Source organism: Sanguibacter sp. TS_SC_8 (assembly GCF_055361235.1).
In genome coordinates this window covers 2,370,161-2,387,887 of sequence record NZ_CM143955.1, presented here as the reverse complement: position 1 = coordinate 2,387,887, position 17,727 = coordinate 2,370,161, and the positions used below count along the sequence as shown (strand labels likewise).

The following is a 17,727-nucleotide window of genomic DNA, read 5'->3' as shown; positions in this document are numbered from 1 at the left end:
CGATGACCTTCCCCGTTGTCCTAGACGCCTGCGTCCTGGTCCCTCACCCGTTGTTCGACACGTTGTTGCGCTTGGCCGACGTCGGCCTCTTTCGTCCTCTGTGGTCGGACCAGATCCTCGTGGAGGTCGAGCGGACCCTGACGGGGAAGCGCGGGCTGAGTGCCCAGAAGGTGCGACACCGGGTCCGGCAGATGGCCCGCGCGTTCCCGGATGCCATAGTCGAAGGCTACGAAGACCTGATTCCGGCGATGACCAACGATCCCAAGGACCGCCACGTCCTCGCGGCGGCGGTCCGGTCAGGGGCGAGCCTGATTGTGACGGCCAACCTGAAGGACTTCCCGCCGAGCTCGATGCACGAGTACGAGATCGAGGCGGTCCACCCCGACGCGTTCCTGCTTGACCAACTTGCCCTAGATCCCGAGCTGGTCTTGGGGGCATTGCGTCAGCAGCGGGCCGACTACACGGACCCGACGCTGTCGGTCCCGGAGTTCTATCAGACGTTCATGGCGACCGTCCCCGGGTTCGCCCAGGCGGCAGAATCGCTCGAGCGCGGTCCCCAACGTGAAGCCCTGGCTGGGGCCGAGAGACCGTCGCTGGCGCAGTTGCCGCTACCGCTGGAAGCCGTCGCTGGCGATGAGGTGCACGCGGCGTTCTTCCCCGAGGGGGAACCTGACCCCTCAACTGCCCTCGGTGCGGCCTTCATGTGGTGGGTGGCCTTGCTCGACATGGACAACTACCAGACTGTCCTGGAGGACCTCACCTGGCACTCTCCGGCGTGGGACGGTTTCACACATGCGCGCGAGGAACTCGAGGGCTGGGCGTTGGCGCAGAACGTCCACGCGAACGTGGAGCGGCCCGACCAGGTGGCGTACGTTAAGTTCATCCCTGACTCTGGCGTCAGCGCGAGACTGTTTGCGGATGCGGTCCTGCCCGACGTGCAGATCCTGACGTTGGTCCGCTGTGATGACGGCTGGTGGCGAGTTTGGGGACTTTCACGCAATCGCATGCCCAGCTACGAAGAGGTCACCGGAACCGCGGCATCAAGTTGATGCTGGACGCGCAACTGCGGAGCCACAACTCGATCCTGGCGAGCAAGTTCAAGCCTTGCAGCAGTACCTGCCATTGGGCCCCAAGATGGGCAGGTGTTCTACATCCAGAAGCAGATCCGCCAACGGTCTCCGTCCACCCCCGTATCCCTGGTAGGCATCATGGAATACATCCTTGTCCTTCAGTGGCCGGCCGCTTCAGAGGCCGACTACGACGCTCTCATCGCGATGGAGGAGGCCCTAGAGACTGATCTCGCCGAGGCTCATGGCTACGTCGACGGTCACGACTTTGGCTCTGGGGAGATGAACCTCTTTGTCCACACGGATCTACCCCTCGCAGCCTTCCGGGACGCGCAGGCACTGCTTAGCGCTGGTTCGCGCTGGTCAGCCGTGCGAGCTGCGTACCGGTCGACCGATGGGGATGAGTACTCGGTCGTCTGGCCCGCGACGCTTCAGGACTTCTCGGTCTCGTGATACGTCGTCTACTGGTTGTCGTTATCGGCCTGCTTCTGGCTTGGGTCGGTCTCGCGAGTGCGGCTGAGGCGTCGGCCGTCGTCCCTGGCGTTCACGGACCGAGCTACACCTACGATGCTCCGAACTACTTCGCAGTTGAGAACGACACCGCGCCCGGGCGTGGCCCGCCTGTCGCGATCCACAACCCCAGCCATCCCTTCACCGTCGACTCAGGGCTGAGCGGTGTTTCGGCGCGCTCGGGTGGAGCCGCACCCCGCGCGACCGCCAGGACCGCTACCACCTACGACGCTGCTGCCATGTTCGCGCGGAGTGCACAGGCCTGGGGGACGACCGCTGAGTCAGCTCGGCTGACTGACGGGGACCTTTTATCGCCTCAGCGGACGCATGTTGCCGCAAAGACCGAGGCGACTATAGCGCAGGCTTCGCTCCCTCAAGAGGCAGCAGGCGGGCGCGCAACGGAATCACAGTCTGATGAGGTCGGATGAGGTGGACCCGCAGTCAGAGCGCCACTGGACTGGTGAAATTCACCGACAAGACCGGAGTCGAACGATTCACAATCACACAAGGAAGCGCCCGGACACCTGGGAGCGGGGGTCCGCACGTAGAGATCAGGAATTTGGACGGCACGAGAATCGACCCCTTCGGAAATCTTGTGACACGCAAGCCCAGAAAATCACACGCCCATCGTGTGGGATTGGTGAACATCATGTCTGACTACTGGGAGATCCCAGGGTTCGAAGGACTCTACCTCGAAGACAGTTGGGTTCTCAGTGTCGTAGCCCAGCCGGGGGTCCTCGAACTTGTCGTGGACCTAGTGCTGCACGAATACCATCCGTCCTGCAGGCCCCCGTCTGCTGATGAGCAGTATTGCTATCGTCGCGGAGTTGTGCGATTTGAAAGCGTTTCTAAGCTCACATGGGAGGAACAGGGAGGTGTGCCATCAATCGACGCGGCAGGCGAAATTGACTATGGCTCCATCGATGCACTTCGGTCCACTGAAAATGGCTATCTGCTCGAAGGAGGCTTCGGCCGAGTTGCGGTTTCGTCCGTGGCGCCCGTGGTCGAGTTCGTGCCCTGAATTTCGTTCGAAATCAATCCTGATCTATCTGGCCGTGACATTAAGTTCCGACAGGAGGTCGTCGTTCTGGTTCGCGCAAGGAAAGCTACCGACGACACCTTCGACGAGTGTCGCGGTGAGCCGTGAATGCCCTCTCTGGCAACCCGGCTCTTCAGGATCGCGGTGAGAGGAGCGTGCAACAGGATGGATGGGATCGCACGGATGTTCGCGCCGGCTATCTCGATGGTTCGATTTTCTCGGGTTGTTGTTGAGGACCTCATAGTTCTGGAAGGGATCCTGCGTCCTTCCCGGGGTCCTTGCGTGCGAGGAGTTGGTCCATCGCGCCGACGTGGGCTACGCGGATGGGTGCGATGGGGTGGCGGTAGATCTCGGCGGTGACCATGACGGATCGATGCCCGAGGGTGTCGGAGATGTCCTCGAGCCGCATGCCGGCTGCGGACATGAGGCTTGCTGCTGCGTGGCGCAGGAGGTGGGGATGGACATGCCCAATGCCGGCGCGCTTGGCCACTGAAGAGAGCGCCCGGCGGACGTTCGACGGGTCGAGCGGCTCGCCTTCCTCGTTGGCAAAGACGAGCTGCAGCGGGTTGAAGTTCCGTTTGGAACTGGCCCCTCGTTCCAGTTCTTGAAGTTCCTTCTGTTCGCGAAACGCACTGACGGCGGACTGAGGGAGTCCCAGCGTTCGCACGCTTGTGGGTGTCTTGGGCTTCGTGAGTCGCATCGTCTTGTCGATCCGCTGCAGGCTCGCGACGATGTCGACCGTCGGGACGTCGTCGTCGAGGTGAAGCGCCAACCACTTCAATGCGGCCGCTTCCCAGGGGCGCAGTCCGAGCAGTAGGGAGATGCGGAACAGGTTGCCGAGCCGTGAGGTGCGAGCAGCACGGAGCAGTGCTTGGGCTTCCTCGGGGGTGAGCCCTGCCCGGGTTGCGGTGGGCCCCTCGGGTGTCTCCACGAGCGAGGCGGCGTTGCGGACGACGAGCCCTCGGCGTTCGGCGAACTTCAGGACGCGCCGGGTGAGGTTGAGGGCTTGGCGCATGCTGGCGGCGGAGCGGCCTTTGACGGCCATCTTGTCGAGGGCGAGCTCGACGTCGTCGGGTCGGATGTCGAGGAGCTTCATCTGCCCCAGGACCGGCAAGACGTGCACCGTCAGCAGGGTCGTGTAGTTGTGTTCGGTGTTCTCGCTCAGTGAGCTTGAGAGTCCCCGCGCGAGCCAGAGGCTGGTTGCTTCGGCGAACGTCGTCGAGCGGGTGGAGAGGTCGACGTGAGCATCCCGGATGGAGCGGAGCTCCTTGAGCTTGCCGGCGACCTCGGCACGGGTGCGGCCTTGGACGGAGGTGCGTCGCCGATGGCCCCTTGAGTCGAGTCCGGTCTCGACTCGGGCGACCCAGCGATTCTTGCTGGCGTCGTAGAAGATTGCGCCGTCTCCACCAGCACGTTTTTGCGTACCCATGACTTGTACCTGGTCTCTAGCAGGTCAGAAACTGGTCTAGATTCCGGCCATCCCTTCTAGGGACCCTACTAGGGACCCAAGGATCCCGGATAGAGCGTGAATCAGGGTTGACAACCGTGGACGTTCATGTATAAAAACTAGCGCTCGACCTGCGATGACGTTGCTTGGGATCGAGACAGGCCAACACTATCGGCAACCCTGGGGGTCAAGAGGTCAAGGGGTCGCAGGTTCAAGTCCCGTGATCAGGGCCGACGTTCGGTGCGGGCCGGTTGGGCACGCTGAGTGGGCGCGCGGATGGGTCCGTCTGGTCGAGCCGGTGAACATCGACCCCGCCGAGGAAACTCCGGAGCGCAGACGTGCAGGGTGCTCAACATCGGTCACTATTGTGACGCCGTCGACGCCATGGCCTCGTACCCCAACTCATACCCCAACTGGTACCCCAACGGGCGGGGTTCGGAGCGATTCGCAGGTGTCCAGAAGTGAGGCGTAGCGCCATTTCCGAACACCTGCGAACCGCGTTGAACCGGCAAAACTTCGTTCACACCGAAGAGGTCACTGGTTCGAACCCAGTATCGCCCACAGTTGTTGATGCAGTTCAGAAGTGAAGAGACCGGCGAGCTACAGTCGCTGCACGCCGCGGTGGCGCCAGAACGCCTTCTCCGCCTCGACGGCGAGGAACTTGGCGCTCCCCAGGCCGAGGATCGCCGTCCAGGACGCCCATCCGAGCCCCTCGCTCGCAAAGACCTCTTGCAGCGGCGGGGCGTAGGTGAAGGCTAGCTGCAGCACGACCAGCACGCCGGTGACGAGCAGCGCGACCCGGTTGCCGGTGAACGCTTCGGCGTTGAGGGCGGACCGGGTGAAGTGACGGACGTTGAACAGGTACAGCATCTCGCCCACGACGAGCACGTTGACAGCCGCCGTCCGGGCCGTCTCGATCGAGCTGCCCCGTGAGACCTCCCACTCGAAGGCGACCAGGGTGATGACCGTCATCAGGACGCTCACGTAGGCGACCCGCAACGCGAGCGGCCGGGTGATCAGGGGCTCCTTCGGCGCTCGCGGTGGCTGCTGCATGACGCCGGGCTCGGCTGGCTCGAAGGCCAGTGCCAGCGCCAATGTTACTGCGGTCACCATATTCACCCACAGGATCTGGCCGACGGTGACCGGCATCGTCAGCCCGAGCAGCAGCGCGACGAGGATCAGACCCGCCTCGCCACCGTTGGTGGGCAGGATGAACAGCAGCGACTTCTTGATGTTGTCGAACACCACGCGGCCCTGCCTGACGGCGCGGGCGATGGTCGCGAAGTTGTCGTCAGTCAGGACCAGGTCGGAGGCCTCCCGTGCGGCGTCGGTGCCGCGGCGCCCCATCGCCACGCCGATGTCCGCGGCCTTGAGTGCGGGTGCATCGTTGACGCCGTCGCCGGTCATCGCGACGTAGTTGCCGCGGGCCTGCAACGCGGTCATCAGGCGCATCTTGTGCTCCGGGCTGGCCCGAGCGATGACGTCGCTGTGGGCGGCGGCCACCTGCAGCGCCTCGTCGTCCATGGCCTCGATGGTCTCGCCGGTGAGCGCCACCTCGGCGTGCAGGCCCAGCTCCCGGCCGATCGCCGCCGCAGTGACCGCGTGATCGCCGGTGATCATCTTGACCCGGATCCCGGCGGCCTGGCACTCGTCGACCGCCGTGACCGCCTCGGTGCGCGGCGGGTCGAGCAGGCCGACCATCCCCAGCAGCTCGAACCGGGGCAGCCGCTCGAGGTCGAGGTGGTCGGTGTCGGGGGCGACGTCGGCCCGGGCCAGCGCGAGGACCCGCTCGCCCTCGGAGGCGGCGCGGGCGATGCGGTCGTGCCAGTCCTCGTGACCGGCCATCCCACACAGGTCGAGGACCCGCTCCGGCGCGCCCTTGAGGAAGACGAGCGCATGCCCGTGGTGGTCGTGGTGCAGGGTGGCCATGAACCTGTTCTCGGACTCGAACGGGACCTCGTCGACCCGGGGGAGGTCAGCCGGTGCGTCGTGCTGGTCGAGACCTGCCTTGAGCGCCAGCGTCACCAGCGCCCCCTCGGTGGGGTCTCCGGCCACGCTCCAGGAGTCGTCGTCGTGGTGGTGCAGCACCGCGTCGTTGCACAGCAGGCCCGCGGTGGCCAGCCGCTGCAGCGGGGCGTGCTCCCGCGAGTCCACCACGCCGTCGCCGTCAGTGAACCCGCCGTCGGGCACGTACCCGACACCGCTGCAGGTGAGGTCACCTGCAGGGAGCATCACGCGTACCGCGGTCATCTCGTTGCGCGTGAGCGTCCCGGTCTTGTCCGAGCAGATCACCGTGACCGACCCGAGGGTCTCCACCGCCGGGAGCCGCCGGACGATCGCCGCGTTGCTGGCCATCGCGCGGGTGCCGATCGCGAGCACGATCGTGATGATCGCCGGCAGACCCTCGGGGATCGCGGCCACCGCCAGCCCCACGACCACGAGGAACGCCTCCAGCAGGTCCATCCCGCCGACGAACCGGACGTAGACGAACGCCAGCGCCGCGACGATGAGGATGAATCCGGTGATCTGGCGTGCGAACTGGTCCAGCCGCCTGGTCAGCGGCGTCGCCAGCGACGCCGCCTCACCGACCAGCGCACCGATCTGGCCCACCTCGGTGTCGGTCCCGGTCGCGACGACGAGGCCGCGGGCCTGCCCGTAGACGACCAGGGTCCCGGAGTAGACGAGGCAGGTCCGGTCACCGAGGCTCGCGTCCTCCGCCGTGGCGTCGACGGTCTTCTCGACGGGGACGGACTCCCCGGTCAGCGCCGATTCCTCGATGCGGAGGTTGTGCACGCGCAGCAGCCGGAGGTCCGCCGGCACGCGGTCACCGGACTCGAGCAGCACGACGTCGCCAGGGACGAGGTCGGAGGACTCGACCTGCTGTCGGGAACCCTCGCGCAGGACGGTGGCGTGGCTGGCGAGCATGGCCCGCACAGCCTCCAGTGCGCTCTCGGCCTTGCCCTCCTGGACGAACCCGATGATCGCGTTGATGACGACCACACCGAAGATCACCGCGGAGTCCAGGTAGTCCTGCAGGAGGGCGGTGACTGTGCCGGAGACGATCAGCACGAGGATCAAGGGGTTGTTGAGCTGGGCCAGCGCCCGGGCCAGCGGACTGCGCCGTCGGGCCTTCGGAAGCCGGTTGGGCCCGTGCTCCTCGAGGCGGCGGCGAACCTCGTCCGCGCCGAGCCCGGTAGCGGCGTCGGTCTGCCAGAGCTCCACGACCTGCTCGACCGTGCGCGCGTGCCAGGCCACGGCGGACGTACCTGTCGGGGGAGGTATGCCGGGGGTGATCGCCATGGTGTCGCCTCCTCGCGGGTACCTCCACCCTGCGGTGACCGGCGGCGCCGGCATAGGGCCAGAAGTCCCTCCTGCGGTCCCGACCTGCACTGGCATACTGGGCAGCACCACGATCGATGACTCCCGACACTCTCGCCCTTGTCCACGGAGGCCGGATGAGCGACCATCTCGACTCTCGCCCAGCGGACCACGACAAGCCCGCCGACTTCGGCTGACCTGGCGATGGAGAGCACCTTTCAGGTCACCGCGGCGGTGCTGGCTGTCGCCGCGGCGGTGGGCCTGATCGCCAACCGTGCCCGGCAGCCCCTCATCGTCGCCTTCATCGCGGTCGGGGTGATCGTCGGTCCGTCGGCGCTCGGCTGGGTCGAGGACAACGAGCCGCTGGAGCTCTTCGCTCAGATGGGCATCGCGGTCCTGCTCTTCCTCGTCGGTCTCCGCCTGGACCTCCATCTGGTCCGCACGACCGGTCGGGTCGCGGTGATCACCGGGCTCGGCCAGGTGGTCTTCACCTCGGTGATCGGATACGCGCTCGCGGTGCTGCTCGGCATGGAGCCGGTGACCGCGTTGTACGTCGCGGTCGCTCTGACCTTCTCCTCGACGATCATCATCGTCAAGCTGCTCTCAGACAAACGCGAGATCGATGAGCTGCACGGTCGGATCGCTCTCGGGTTCCTCATCGTGCAAGACATCGTGGTCGTGCTGCTGATGATCGTCCTGGGATCCTTCGGGGGAGAGGACGAGGGATCCGTGGGCCTCCGGATCGCCCTCGTCGCCGCGCAGGGTGTGAGCCTTCTCGTGGTGCTGGCGATGCTCATGCGGTGGGTGCTACCACCCCTGATGGCGCTCGTTGCGCGCTCCCAGGAGCTGTTGATCGTCTTCGCGGTGGCCTGGGCGGTGTCCGTCGCCGCCCTCGGTGACTGGCTCGGCTTCTCCATCGAGGTCGGTGCGTTCCTCGCGGGCTTCGCGCTGGCGTCGACGCCGTACCGTGAGTCGCTGGCCTCCTCGCTCACGGGCCTGCGTGACTTCCTGCTGCTGTTCTTCTTCATCGAGCTCGGCTCCCAGCTGGACTTCGCGGAGATCGGGTCGCAGATACCGGCCACCATCGCGCTCTCAGCGTTTGTGCTGATCGGCAACCCGCTCATCGTGCTGGTGATCATGGGGCTCATGGGCTACCCGAAGCGCGTCTCGTTCCTCGCCGGACTGGCGGTCGCGCAGATCAGCGAGTTCTCTCTGATCCTCGTCGCGCTCGGGCTGAGCCTCGGCCACATCGGCAACGAGGCCGTCGGACTCGTGACTCTGGTCGGCATGGTCACCATCGGCACCTCCACCTACCTGATCATCTACTCCCACCAGATCTTCGAGCGGCTCGCACCGCTGCTCAGCGTCTTCGAACGCAGGCATCCCCTCGATGCCCCGCCGCCCGAACACCCGCCCGTCGACGTGATCGTCTACGGCTACGGTCGGTACGGGCGACACATCGTCCGGCGGCTCGCTGCCGACGGGCAGCGTGTCCTCGTGGTCGACTGGGATCCGTTCGCCCGGATCGACCCCTCCCTCGAGACATCGGGGCTCGTTCGCATCGTCTTTGGTGATGCCGAGGACCCGGAGTTCCCTGCGAGCCTCCCGCTGGCGTCGGCGAGGTGGGTGGTCAGCACCATCCCGCGGGTCGACGTCACGCGCGTGCTCGCCGCGGCGCTGAAGCGCCGGCACTTCCCCGGCAGGCTCGCCGTCACCGCGCACACCGATGCCGAGGCCGCGTCTCTGGCACAGGAGGCGGCGGCCGGGCGGGTGGACCTCGTGCTCCACCCCTTCGACGACGCCGCCGAGCAGGCTGCCCGGGCACTGAAGCCGAAGGCGTGACCCCGAGAACCTCCGGTGGTCATCCGATGCGGATGATCCCCAGGACGGCCGAGCAGGCCCAGGATGGCCCCATCGCGGGTCGATCGCGGGTGGACATGGCGAGATGATCTGGGCGATCTTGGTGCTGCTGGGGGTGCCGCGCTGGGTGTGCGCTACAGGACCTGAACGGCGGACCGGGGCCATGCGCCGACGGGGCCCTCAGACCCAAGGGTCGTAGTTGAAGACGTCCGGGTCGTAGCCCTGGTACATGTTCTCCAGGTTGTCCGGGACGATGTGGGCCAGTCCCTTGGTGTCGACGACGAGATCCCGGTCGAGCTCCCTCGCCGTGAACTCCCACCCCACGGGCAGCAGCAACCGCTCGGCGAGCCTGGGGAGGTCTGACTCGGTCAGCGTGTCGTCGATGTGGTTCGTGTAGGTCTGCATCACCCACGTGATGCCGTCCGGGGACCGCAGGAGGAACACGAGGCTGCCCGCGTCGTACTCGTAGACGGAGACGCGACGGATCTGCATCGGTGCGTAGGCCATGCCCGACTGGCCTAGAGCAGGGTCGAAAGTCGCCGGCATGGTCATCTTCGCGACGCAGTTGAAGGCCAGCCCCTGGAACTCCGCGGGCTCGCCGACCAGGTCGACCTGCAGGTGGTCCTGCATCCAGAACCGACGGGGGTTCTTCCAGACCATGTCCGCGCCGGTCTCCTCACGCAGGACGTCGACATCGATGGACTCGAACTGATCAGCCGGGCACCGGTTGAGGCCCGTGGTGTTGTAGACGACGGCCTCGTAGCCTCCCGGCTTGCCCCTGAGGAAGAACAGCTCCCCCTGGGGATAGGCGCGGGCGTCGTCGATACGGCACAGGGTCTCGGTCATGGTGTGTCCTCTCGAGGGTGTTCTTCGGTTCCGCGACGGTTCGTGCGGAGGGGGATGACCGGCACCGGACCGCCGGGCTCCGGCCCGGCTGCGGCAGCCGCCTGCCCGTAGCGCCTGGCCAGAGGCCCGGCGCTGAGGCCGTGGACGACGACGCTGAGCAAGACCGTGACCGCGACGAGCGCCACGGCTTCGTCAGCGACTGCCCCGAGGGCTTCCAGGGCGAGGAGGGCGAACACGAGCGAGGCCAGTCCGCGTGGACCGAACCAGCCGACGAACAGGACGGTGCTGCGGTCCAGCTTCGTCCCGATGAGGGCCAGCGCCACCGGCAGCATGCGCACGAGTGTCAGGCTGAGGACGGCGTACACGACCGTGAGGACGTCGATGCGCTCCAGCATGATGGGGACGGCGATCGCACCGAAAGCCAGCCACACCAGCAAGGAGACCACGGCGCCTGTCTGCTCGAGGTACAGCAGCTCGGCCGGCGCTCGGCGCCCCGCGAGCGCCCCGAACGCCAGACCGCCGCAGAAGGCCGCCACAAACCCGTTGCCCTGCAGCGCCAGTGCGGCGGCGTAGGCGAGCAGGGCCAAGGCCAGGACTGCGATCCCAGCAAAGTCGTCGGCGGCGATGCCGCGTCGACGCGCCCGGCGGAGCACCCAGCCGCCTGCCCCGCCCACGGCGACCCCGACCGCCACCCCGATGAGCAGGTCGACAGCAGCGCGACCCGCACCTTCGTCGCTCTCGAGGCCCGCGACGGCTGCAGCGCCGGCGATCGCGACCATGACGACCGGGGTGGCGATGCCGTCGTTGAGTCCGCTCTCGACCGTGATGAGCTGTCGGATCCGGGAGGGCACGACGGGGTTGGTCACCACGGGCACGCCGAGGGCGGCGTCCGTGGGGGCCAGTGCCGCGCCGACGAACAACGCCAACCACATGCCCATCCCGGGGAAGAGCCATGCCGCCAGCCCCCAGCCGAGAAGGACCGACAGGGGAAGGCCGACGAGGAGGAGCCGCGCGAAGCGGCCGGCGTCGCGCCGCAGCTGCTGCGCGGGGAGCCCGGCTGCGTCGGAGAACAGCAACCACACCAGGGTGACCTCGAGCAGCGGAAGCAGGGTCTCCGGTGCGGACGGGCGGTCGATCAGACCGAGTCCGGCGACGCAAGCGCCGAGGGCGACGAAGATGATGGGCGCAGTCAGGTTGGCCGCTTCGAGCCGCTTCGACACGAGCCCCCAGCCGAACAGGGCGGCGGCGACCACGAGGAGAACTGTGACGTCCATGCCGCGCTCAGGAGACGGCCGTCAGCGGGGGTGGGTTCCACCGACCGTCCAGGGCTTCGGGCCTGGGCGCGTACAGGCGCATGCAGAGGCTGAACGCTCCAGCCGGGGTGGGCAGCCAGTTGGGTGTGCGGTCCTCGTCCGGAGCGTCCACCTGCACGTGGAGGGTGAGCGTCCCGTCCGCGTCGTAGACGAGCGGGTCCCGGTCGCCCAGGGCGAACCGGTTGAGGGAGTTCGCGACCTGGTAGCCGTCCGCGTCGTAGAGGGTCACCGACCAGAACGCGTCGGCCGGCGGCAGTGCGTCGGCTGCGAAGCGGAGCACGTACCGACGCGCACCGGTTGCCGGGTGCCCGTCGGCGTCGGCGATCTGCAGCGGGTAGATGGCGTCCTCGGGCGCGTTGGCCCCCAGGCCGATCATCGCCACGATCGCGCGCTTGAGGTAGGAGTTGCCGTAGACGCCCATCGTGTCGGTGTTCATGGTCCAGCCGTTGGCGACCCGGGCCATGGTCGGGACCAGAGTGTGCAGTCGGTCCAGCGCTTCCTCGGGCACCGAGGCCAGAGCTGCGACTGTGTCCTGCGTCAGCGCGCCCGGGTCGAAGGGGAGCCCCGGGACGATCCCGATCCGGGCGATGCGCTCGAGGACCGACCAGTCCGTCAGCGCGGGACGGTGGACACCCATCAGGCGGGCGCCCAGCTCGAAGAAGTCAGCCGTGGTCATGGCGTTGACCTGGTGCAGCGGCTCCGTCTCCATGTCCACGTCTGGATCCACCGCGGCCCGCACCGCGGCCTGCCCAGCGCCCCCCGTTCCCCACGCGTCCAGGGGCACCACGGCGAATCCGTCCTGGATGTCGTGGACCGCCGCATAGTCGTCCGGGCCGTTGGTCTGGGTCCGGCCGATGACCCACACGGTCGGGGTGGGCGCGGCGATCGCGCGGACTCCGTCCGGAAGGGTGCCGGACCATCCCGGCGGGGTCACGGCCCAGTGCGCTGCGCGGGTGCCCGACGTGCGCCACCCCGGTGCGGCGAAGGCGTTGCTCCACATGTCGTACATGGCGAGCCCGTAGTAGCGGCCGCGGGTGTCCGGAGCGGTGACCACGACCGGTCCGTGCGACAGGTCGAGCCATGCCACGGAGTACAAGGTGTCGAAGTTGGGTCGCACGACGGCCCGGAAGTCGGCGGTCGGGAACGCACGGACGTGGGTGAAGGTGTTCATCGGGCCGTGTCCGGGGAGCGTGCCCGGCGGAGCGTTCGTCATCTGCCGGCGCGTGGTCTCCATGGTCACCAGCGGGTAGAGGTAGGCGTAGGCCTCCACCCCGAGCAGGTGGGGGTCGAAGGGGCTCGCCGTGGTGGCTGCTGTGGTCATGGCGCCCGCTCCTGTCGACTCCGGACACCCGCCGACGGGGCCCGATTCGACGGTAGGACCGCCCCCGGGGCAGCGCCTCATCCGGGCAGGGTGATGCCCTCGCACGTCCCGTCGCGCATCGTGCTGAGTGAAGACTCTCCAGGAGGCGGAAACCATGACACGTGACTTCGCAGGCAAGATCGAGCTGGACATCCGGGACTCGGTCCCGGACTGGGCGCCGTACCTGGCGCCGAAGGCACCGGCGGGCGCACCCAACGTGGTCTTCGTGGTGTGGGACGACGTGGGCTACGGCACGATGGACTGCTTCGGCGGCCCGGTGCGCACCCCCACGATGAGCCGCATCGCCGAGCAGGGGGTGCGGTACTCGAACTTCCACACGACCGCGCTCTGCTCACCCACCCGCGCCTCCCTGCTCACCGGCCGCAACGCGACGTCCAACGGGATGGCGACCATCGCGGAGTTCAGCTCGGGGTTCCCTGGGATCTCCACCCGCATCCCCTTCGAGAACGGCTTCCTCTCGGAGGTGCTGGCGGAGAACGGCTACAACACGTACTGCGTGGGCAAGTGGCACCTCACCCCGGGGGAGGAGACCGGCATGGCCGCATGGAAGAAGCGCTGGCCGCTGGGTCGAGGGTTCGAGCGCTTCTACGGCTTCCTGGGCGGGGAGTCCTCCGGGTGGTACCCCGACCTGGTCCACGACAACCATCCGACGGAGCCCCCGGCCACGCCGGAGGAGGGGTATCACATCGCCAAGGACCTCTCCGACAAGGCGATCCAGTTCATCCGTGACGCCAAGGTCGTCGAACCCGAGAAGCCGTTCTTCCTCTACTTCTCCCTCGACGCCGCTCACGCCCCGCACCACGTCTTCCAGGAGTGGGCGGACAAGTACAAGGGTGTCTTCGACGACGGCTACGAGGCGATCCGCGACAGGATCCTCACCCGCCAGAAGGAGCTGGGCCTCCTGCCCCAGGACACCGAGCTCTCCGGCATCAATCCGCATGGGGAGCCGGGCGTCACCGGGCCTGACGGCCAGCCCTGGCCGATGCTCGACACGGTCCGACCCTGGGATTCGCTCAGTGCCGACGAGAAGCGCCTCTTCGTCCGGATGGCAGAGGTGTTCGCGGGCTACGTGGAGTACACCGACGACCAGGTGGGTCGCGTGATCGACTTCCTGGAGTCCTCGGGAGAGCTGGACAACACGATCGTCGTGGTGATCTCGGACAACGGCGCCAGCGGCGAGGGCGGTCCCAACGGGACGTTCAACGAGTGGCGGTTCTTCAACGGGGTGCCCACGCCGCCTGAGCTGACCCTGCAGCACATCGACGAGCTCGGGGGGACGCAGTCCTACAACCACTACAACACCGGGTGGGCGTGGGCCTTCGACACCCCGTTCCCGTACTGGAAGCGCTGGGCGGGCTACGAGGGCGGCGTCGCGGACATGTGCCTGGTCTCCTGGCCGGCGAAGGTCGCGGCGGACGCCACGCCGCGCTCGCAGTACGTGCACGCGGTCGACGTCGTCCCCACGATCTACGACCTGCTCGGCATCACCCCTCCCGACACGCTCAACGGTTTCCAGCAGAGCGCCATCGAGGGTGAGAGCTTCGCAGCCTCGTTGACCGACCCCGGTGCGGCCGGGAAGCGGACGCAGTTCTACGCGATGCTGGGGCAGCGGGCGCTCTACGAGGACGGCTGGCTGGCCTGCACCGTGCATCCCCCACTCAGCGGGTGGGGCAAGTTCGACCAGGACGTCTGGGAGATCTACCACGTCCAGGTCGACCGGTCCCAGTCCGTCGACCTCGCCGGACCTGAGCACGAGCGGCTCGAGCGCATGAAGGCACGCTGGTTCGAGCTCGCCGAGCAGTACAACGGCCTCCCCCTCGACGACCGGACCGCCCTCGAACAGACCCTCGCCGAGCGTCCCAGCGGCTCGCCCGCACGTGACCGATACGTCTACTACCCCGACTGTGCCCCGGTACCTGAGCAGTCTGCGGTCCTCATCAGCGGCAGGTCGTACACGATCGCTGCCGGTGTGCACATCCAGACACCGGATGCGGAGGGCGTCATCTTCGCCCACGGCGGTATGGCTGGGGGGCACAGCCTCTATCTCCAGGACCGGCGCCTCAACTACGCGTTCAACTGGGTGGGCACCACCGTGCAGACGATCACCGCCGACCGCGACCTAGCGCCGGGCGCCCACGTCCTCACGGCCGAGTTCGTCGCCGAGGGGCGCAGTGAGGACCCGATGATGGCCGGGGCCAAGGGCACCTTGACCCTGTACGTCGACGGCGACGTCGTGGGCAGTGACGTGATCGTCACCCAGCCCGGGTTGTTCTGCGCGGTCGGTGACGGCCTGTGCGTGGGCCGCGACGACGCCTCGCCGGTGACACCGGTGTACACCGCCCCCTTCACCTTCACAGGAGGAATCATCGACAAGGTGGTCGTCGACGTGTCCGGTGAACGCTACGTCGACCACGAGGCGCAGGTCCGTGGCTGGTTCCTGCTCGACTGAGGGAGCGCCATGACGAATCTGACAGCAGCGCGGGCATTCCACGTCATGTCCAAGCCCACCGGCGCGATCTGCAACCTCGACTGCGAGTACTGCTTCTTCCTCTCCAAGGACGTGCTCTATCCCGGGAGCCGCTTCCGGATGGACCCGAGCGTGCACGAGGCGTACGTCCGCCAGCTCCTCGCCGCCCATCGCGGCGTCGAGGAGGTGGTGGTCGCCTTCCAGGGCGGGGAACCGACGATGATGGGGCTCGACTTCTTCCGCCGCACCCTCGAGCTCGAGGAGCAGTACGCCGCCCCCGGTCAGCGGATCCTCAACACGGTCCAGACCAACGCCACCCTGCTCAACGACGAGTGGGCGGAGTTCTTCCGCGAGAACGACTTCCTGGTCGGGGTCTCCATCGACGGACCCAGGGAGATGCACGACGCCTACCGGGTCGACAAGGGCGGCAAGCCCACGTTCGACCGGGTGATCCGCGGCCTGGAGGCGCTCAAGCGGCACGAGGTGGACTGGAACGTGCTGACGACCGTGAACGCGGCCAACGGCGACCACGGCCGCGAGGTCTACCAGTTCCTCCGCGATGATCTCGGCGCCTCCTTCGTGCAGCTCATCCCGATCGTCGAGCGCGTCACCGCGGACCTCCTCGAGGCATCCGAGACGGGCTGGGGTGACCGTCGCGGGAAGCGCCGGCTGTACCGGCAGGAGGGGAACCTCGTCACCCACCGCACCGTCGGGGCCGAGCAGTACGGACGCTTCCTCATCGACGTCTTCGAGGAGTGGGCGCGGCACGATGTCGGTGACGTCTTCGTGTCGATGTTCGACACAGCGCTCGCGCACTGGATGGGGATGGACCAGGCCGGCCTGTGCGTCCATGCGCGCACGTGCGGGGACGCCGTCGCCCTGGAGCACACCGGTGACCTGTACTCCTGCGACCACTACGTCGAACCCGGTTACCTGCTGGGCAACATCACCGAGGGGCGCACACTGCTGCAGATGGTCGACTCGCCGCAGCAGCGCGCCTTCGGATCGGCGAAGCTCGCCACCTTGCCGGACTACTGCCGCAGGTGTGACGTGCGTTTCGCCTGCAACGGCGGCTGCCCCAAGGACCGTTTCATCAGCACCCCCGACGGCGAGCCCGGTCTGCACTACCTCTGCGAGGGGTACCAGCTCTTCTTCCGCCACGTCGACGAACCGATGCGCCTCATGGCCGGGTTCCTGCGGCAGGGGAGAGACGCGGTGTCGTTGCGTGACTGGTACGCCACCGCCGACGCGAAGCGCGACCCAGGTGCGGCGTGCACCTGTGACAGCGGGGTCGCGTGGGGAGCCTGTCACGGAGACTGACGGGCCATATCTATTGACTTTCGATCGTTTAGTATCGATGATCGATTTATGAGTCGTGTCGTGACGGTCCTGCTTCGCGCGCTGCTGGTGGTCCTGTTCGGTGGAGTGGTGCTGGCCCAGGTGCTCACCCCGGTGCAGGCGACCTGGGTGGGCGAGGACTTCCCTGAGGTCGCCCACCTTGTCGTTCCCTACTCCGCGGCGGCGATCCTTGCGCTCGTCTGTGTCCAGGTGGCGCTGGTCGCGGTCTGGCGACTGCTGTCGATGGTGACCGGTGATCAGATCTTCAGCGTGCGCGCGCTGACGTGGGTGGACGTCATCCTCGGTGCCACAGCGGTGGCGACCTCCCTGGCGACCGCTGTGACGATCCACCTGCTCGCTGTCGTGCGGACCGGGGGACCGGGCGAGCTCCTCGGACTGCTGGGCACTGTCGCAGCGGGCAGCGCCATGGTCCTCACCATGGTGGTCATGCGCGGGCTGCTGACGTCGGCGATCTCCTTTCGCGGTGAGCTCGCCGAGGTGATCTAGGACTCCACAGCCTTGATGATCTTCTCGTCGCCCTCGTTGACGGCCTTGACCACGGCGTCGTAGTCTCCCTTGTCGATCGCCTTGCGCACCTTCTTGGTCGCCTTCGCGACTTCGTGGTCCACGCGGTCCAGGTACAGGTCGTCGACGACCGCGACGATGGCAGACGATCCTGCCGGCAGCCACTCTTCCGCGTCGACCCCGATCGCTTTCTCCTGGTGGCGTTTCGCGATGGCACCGGCGCCGGCGCCGATCCCAGCGCCGATCACGGTGGCCGCCAGCAGCGGGGGAGCGAACAACCCGACCACGAGCCCCCCGATGGCGCCCAGTGCACTGCCTCCACCCACGAGGCCTCCACCGTGCTCCTTGACCGTGACCTCACCTGACTCATCGCGGGACAGGACCACCGCAGCCACGACGGCCGTGTCGTCCATGCCCTTGATCAGGGTGAAGTCCTCCGCCGCTGCCGACGCGTCGCCGCCGTAGGCGGCAACCAGCAATGTGTAGTTCGGATCCATCATCATGCATCCTTCCCGTGGACTGGCCGGGCCCGATCTGGACGGGCGAGGCCCTCATCACGTCCAGTCTGGCTCCGGGGCCGGCCCGCGGACATCACTCGCTCTGGGTGAGGCAGCGG

13 protein-coding genes and 1 tRNA gene are annotated in these 17,727 nt (G+C 67.3%); 8 read left to right on the top strand and 6 right to left on the bottom strand.

The window, feature by feature from the left end:
• The first annotated feature begins 2 nt into the window (after nt 1-2).
• From ACWA15_RS10845 to ACWA15_RS10835, 3 genes are all read left to right on the top strand, one after another.
• The gene (locus ACWA15_RS10845) at nt 3-1,049 is read left to right on the top strand and encodes a PIN domain-containing protein (RefSeq protein WP_464055188.1); all 1,047 of its coding nucleotides are present in this window, start codon (nt 3-5) and stop codon (nt 1,047-1,049) included.
• Nucleotides 1,050-1,142: 93 nt separating this feature from the next.
• Nucleotides 1,143-1,520 carry a hypothetical protein gene (locus ACWA15_RS10840; protein ID WP_464055186.1) on the top strand — a complete coding sequence of 126 codons (378 nt, stop codon included), beginning with the start codon at nt 1,143-1,145 and terminating at the stop codon, nt 1,518-1,520.
• Nucleotides 1,521-2,037: 517 nt separating this feature from the next.
• Complete coding sequence (locus tag ACWA15_RS10835; protein ID WP_464055184.1) at nt 2,038-2,598, top strand: hypothetical protein; 561 nt, start codon at nt 2,038-2,040, stop codon at nt 2,596-2,598.
• A gap of 256 nt (nt 2,599-2,854) precedes the next feature.
• On the opposite strand, the gene ACWA15_RS10830 is transcribed toward ACWA15_RS10835, so the two are convergent.
• Entirely contained in the window at nt 2,855-4,045 is a 1,191-nt protein-coding gene (locus tag ACWA15_RS10830) for a tyrosine-type recombinase/integrase (RefSeq protein WP_464055182.1), read from the bottom strand.
• A 509-nt stretch (nt 4,046-4,554) separates the two neighbouring features.
• On the opposite strand from ACWA15_RS10830, the gene ACWA15_RS10825 reads away from it, so the two are divergent.
• Nucleotides 4,555-4,624 (top strand) — tRNA-Ser (locus ACWA15_RS10825).
• Between the two features lie 39 nt (nt 4,625-4,663).
• Here ACWA15_RS10825 and ACWA15_RS10820 read toward each other — a convergent pair.
• The gene (locus ACWA15_RS10820; RefSeq protein ID WP_464055181.1) at nt 4,664-7,363 is read right to left on the bottom strand and encodes a cation-translocating P-type ATPase; all 2,700 of its coding nucleotides are present in this window, start codon (nt 7,361-7,363) and stop codon (nt 4,664-4,666) included.
• A 222-nt stretch (nt 7,364-7,585) separates the two neighbouring features.
• Between ACWA15_RS10820 and ACWA15_RS10815 the strand changes: the two genes are divergently transcribed.
• On the top strand, nt 7,586-9,223 hold the full coding sequence (locus tag ACWA15_RS10815) for a cation:proton antiporter (protein WP_464055180.1): 1,638 nt from the start codon (nt 7,586-7,588) through the stop codon (nt 9,221-9,223).
• Nucleotides 9,224-9,421: 198 nt separating this feature from the next.
• Here the strand turns inward: ACWA15_RS10815 and ACWA15_RS10810 are convergent, their stop codons facing one another.
• From ACWA15_RS10810 to ACWA15_RS10800, 3 genes are read right to left on the bottom strand one after another with little or no spacing between them, the layout of a single operon-like run.
• A complete protein-coding gene (locus ACWA15_RS10810) occupies nt 9,422-10,087 on the bottom strand; it encodes a hypothetical protein (RefSeq protein WP_464055178.1) in 666 nt (221 codons plus the stop codon).
• Complete coding sequence (locus ACWA15_RS10805) at nt 10,084-11,361, bottom strand: cation:proton antiporter domain-containing protein (RefSeq protein ID WP_464055176.1); 1,278 nt, start codon at nt 11,359-11,361, stop codon at nt 10,084-10,086. Before ACWA15_RS10805 ends, ACWA15_RS10810 begins: the two co-directional genes overlap by 4 nt.
• Before the next feature lie 7 nt (nt 11,362-11,368).
• Nucleotides 11,369-12,721, bottom strand: coding sequence for a DUF1254 domain-containing protein (locus ACWA15_RS10800; RefSeq protein ID WP_464055174.1), 1,353 nt, complete (start codon nt 12,719-12,721; stop codon nt 11,369-11,371).
• 154 nt (nt 12,722-12,875) lie between these two features.
• Between ACWA15_RS10800 and ACWA15_RS10795 the strand changes: the two genes are divergently transcribed.
• Genes ACWA15_RS10795 through ACWA15_RS10785 form a run of 3 tightly spaced genes read left to right on the top strand, consistent with a single transcriptional unit; the run spans nt 12,876 to nt 17,093 of the window.
• Nucleotides 12,876-15,230 carry a sulfatase-like hydrolase/transferase gene (locus ACWA15_RS10795; RefSeq protein ID WP_464055173.1) on the top strand — a complete coding sequence of 785 codons (2,355 nt, stop codon included), beginning with the start codon at nt 12,876-12,878 and terminating at the stop codon, nt 15,228-15,230.
• Nucleotides 15,231-15,239: 9 nt separating this feature from the next.
• On the top strand, nt 15,240-16,568 hold the full coding sequence (locus ACWA15_RS10790) for an anaerobic sulfatase maturase (protein ID WP_464055171.1): 1,329 nt from the start codon (nt 15,240-15,242) through the stop codon (nt 16,566-16,568).
• Nucleotides 16,569-16,616: 48 nt separating this feature from the next.
• The gene (locus ACWA15_RS10785) at nt 16,617-17,093 is read left to right on the top strand and encodes a DUF2975 domain-containing protein (RefSeq protein WP_464055169.1); all 477 of its coding nucleotides are present in this window, start codon (nt 16,617-16,619) and stop codon (nt 17,091-17,093) included.
• Here ACWA15_RS10785 and ACWA15_RS10780 read toward each other — a convergent pair.
• Nucleotides 17,090-17,614, bottom strand: coding sequence for a DUF1269 domain-containing protein (locus ACWA15_RS10780; RefSeq protein WP_464055167.1), 525 nt, complete (start codon nt 17,612-17,614; stop codon nt 17,090-17,092). The two genes, ACWA15_RS10785 and ACWA15_RS10780, sit on opposite strands and share 4 nt — an antisense overlap.
• Between the last annotated feature and the right edge of the window lie 113 nt (nt 17,615-17,727).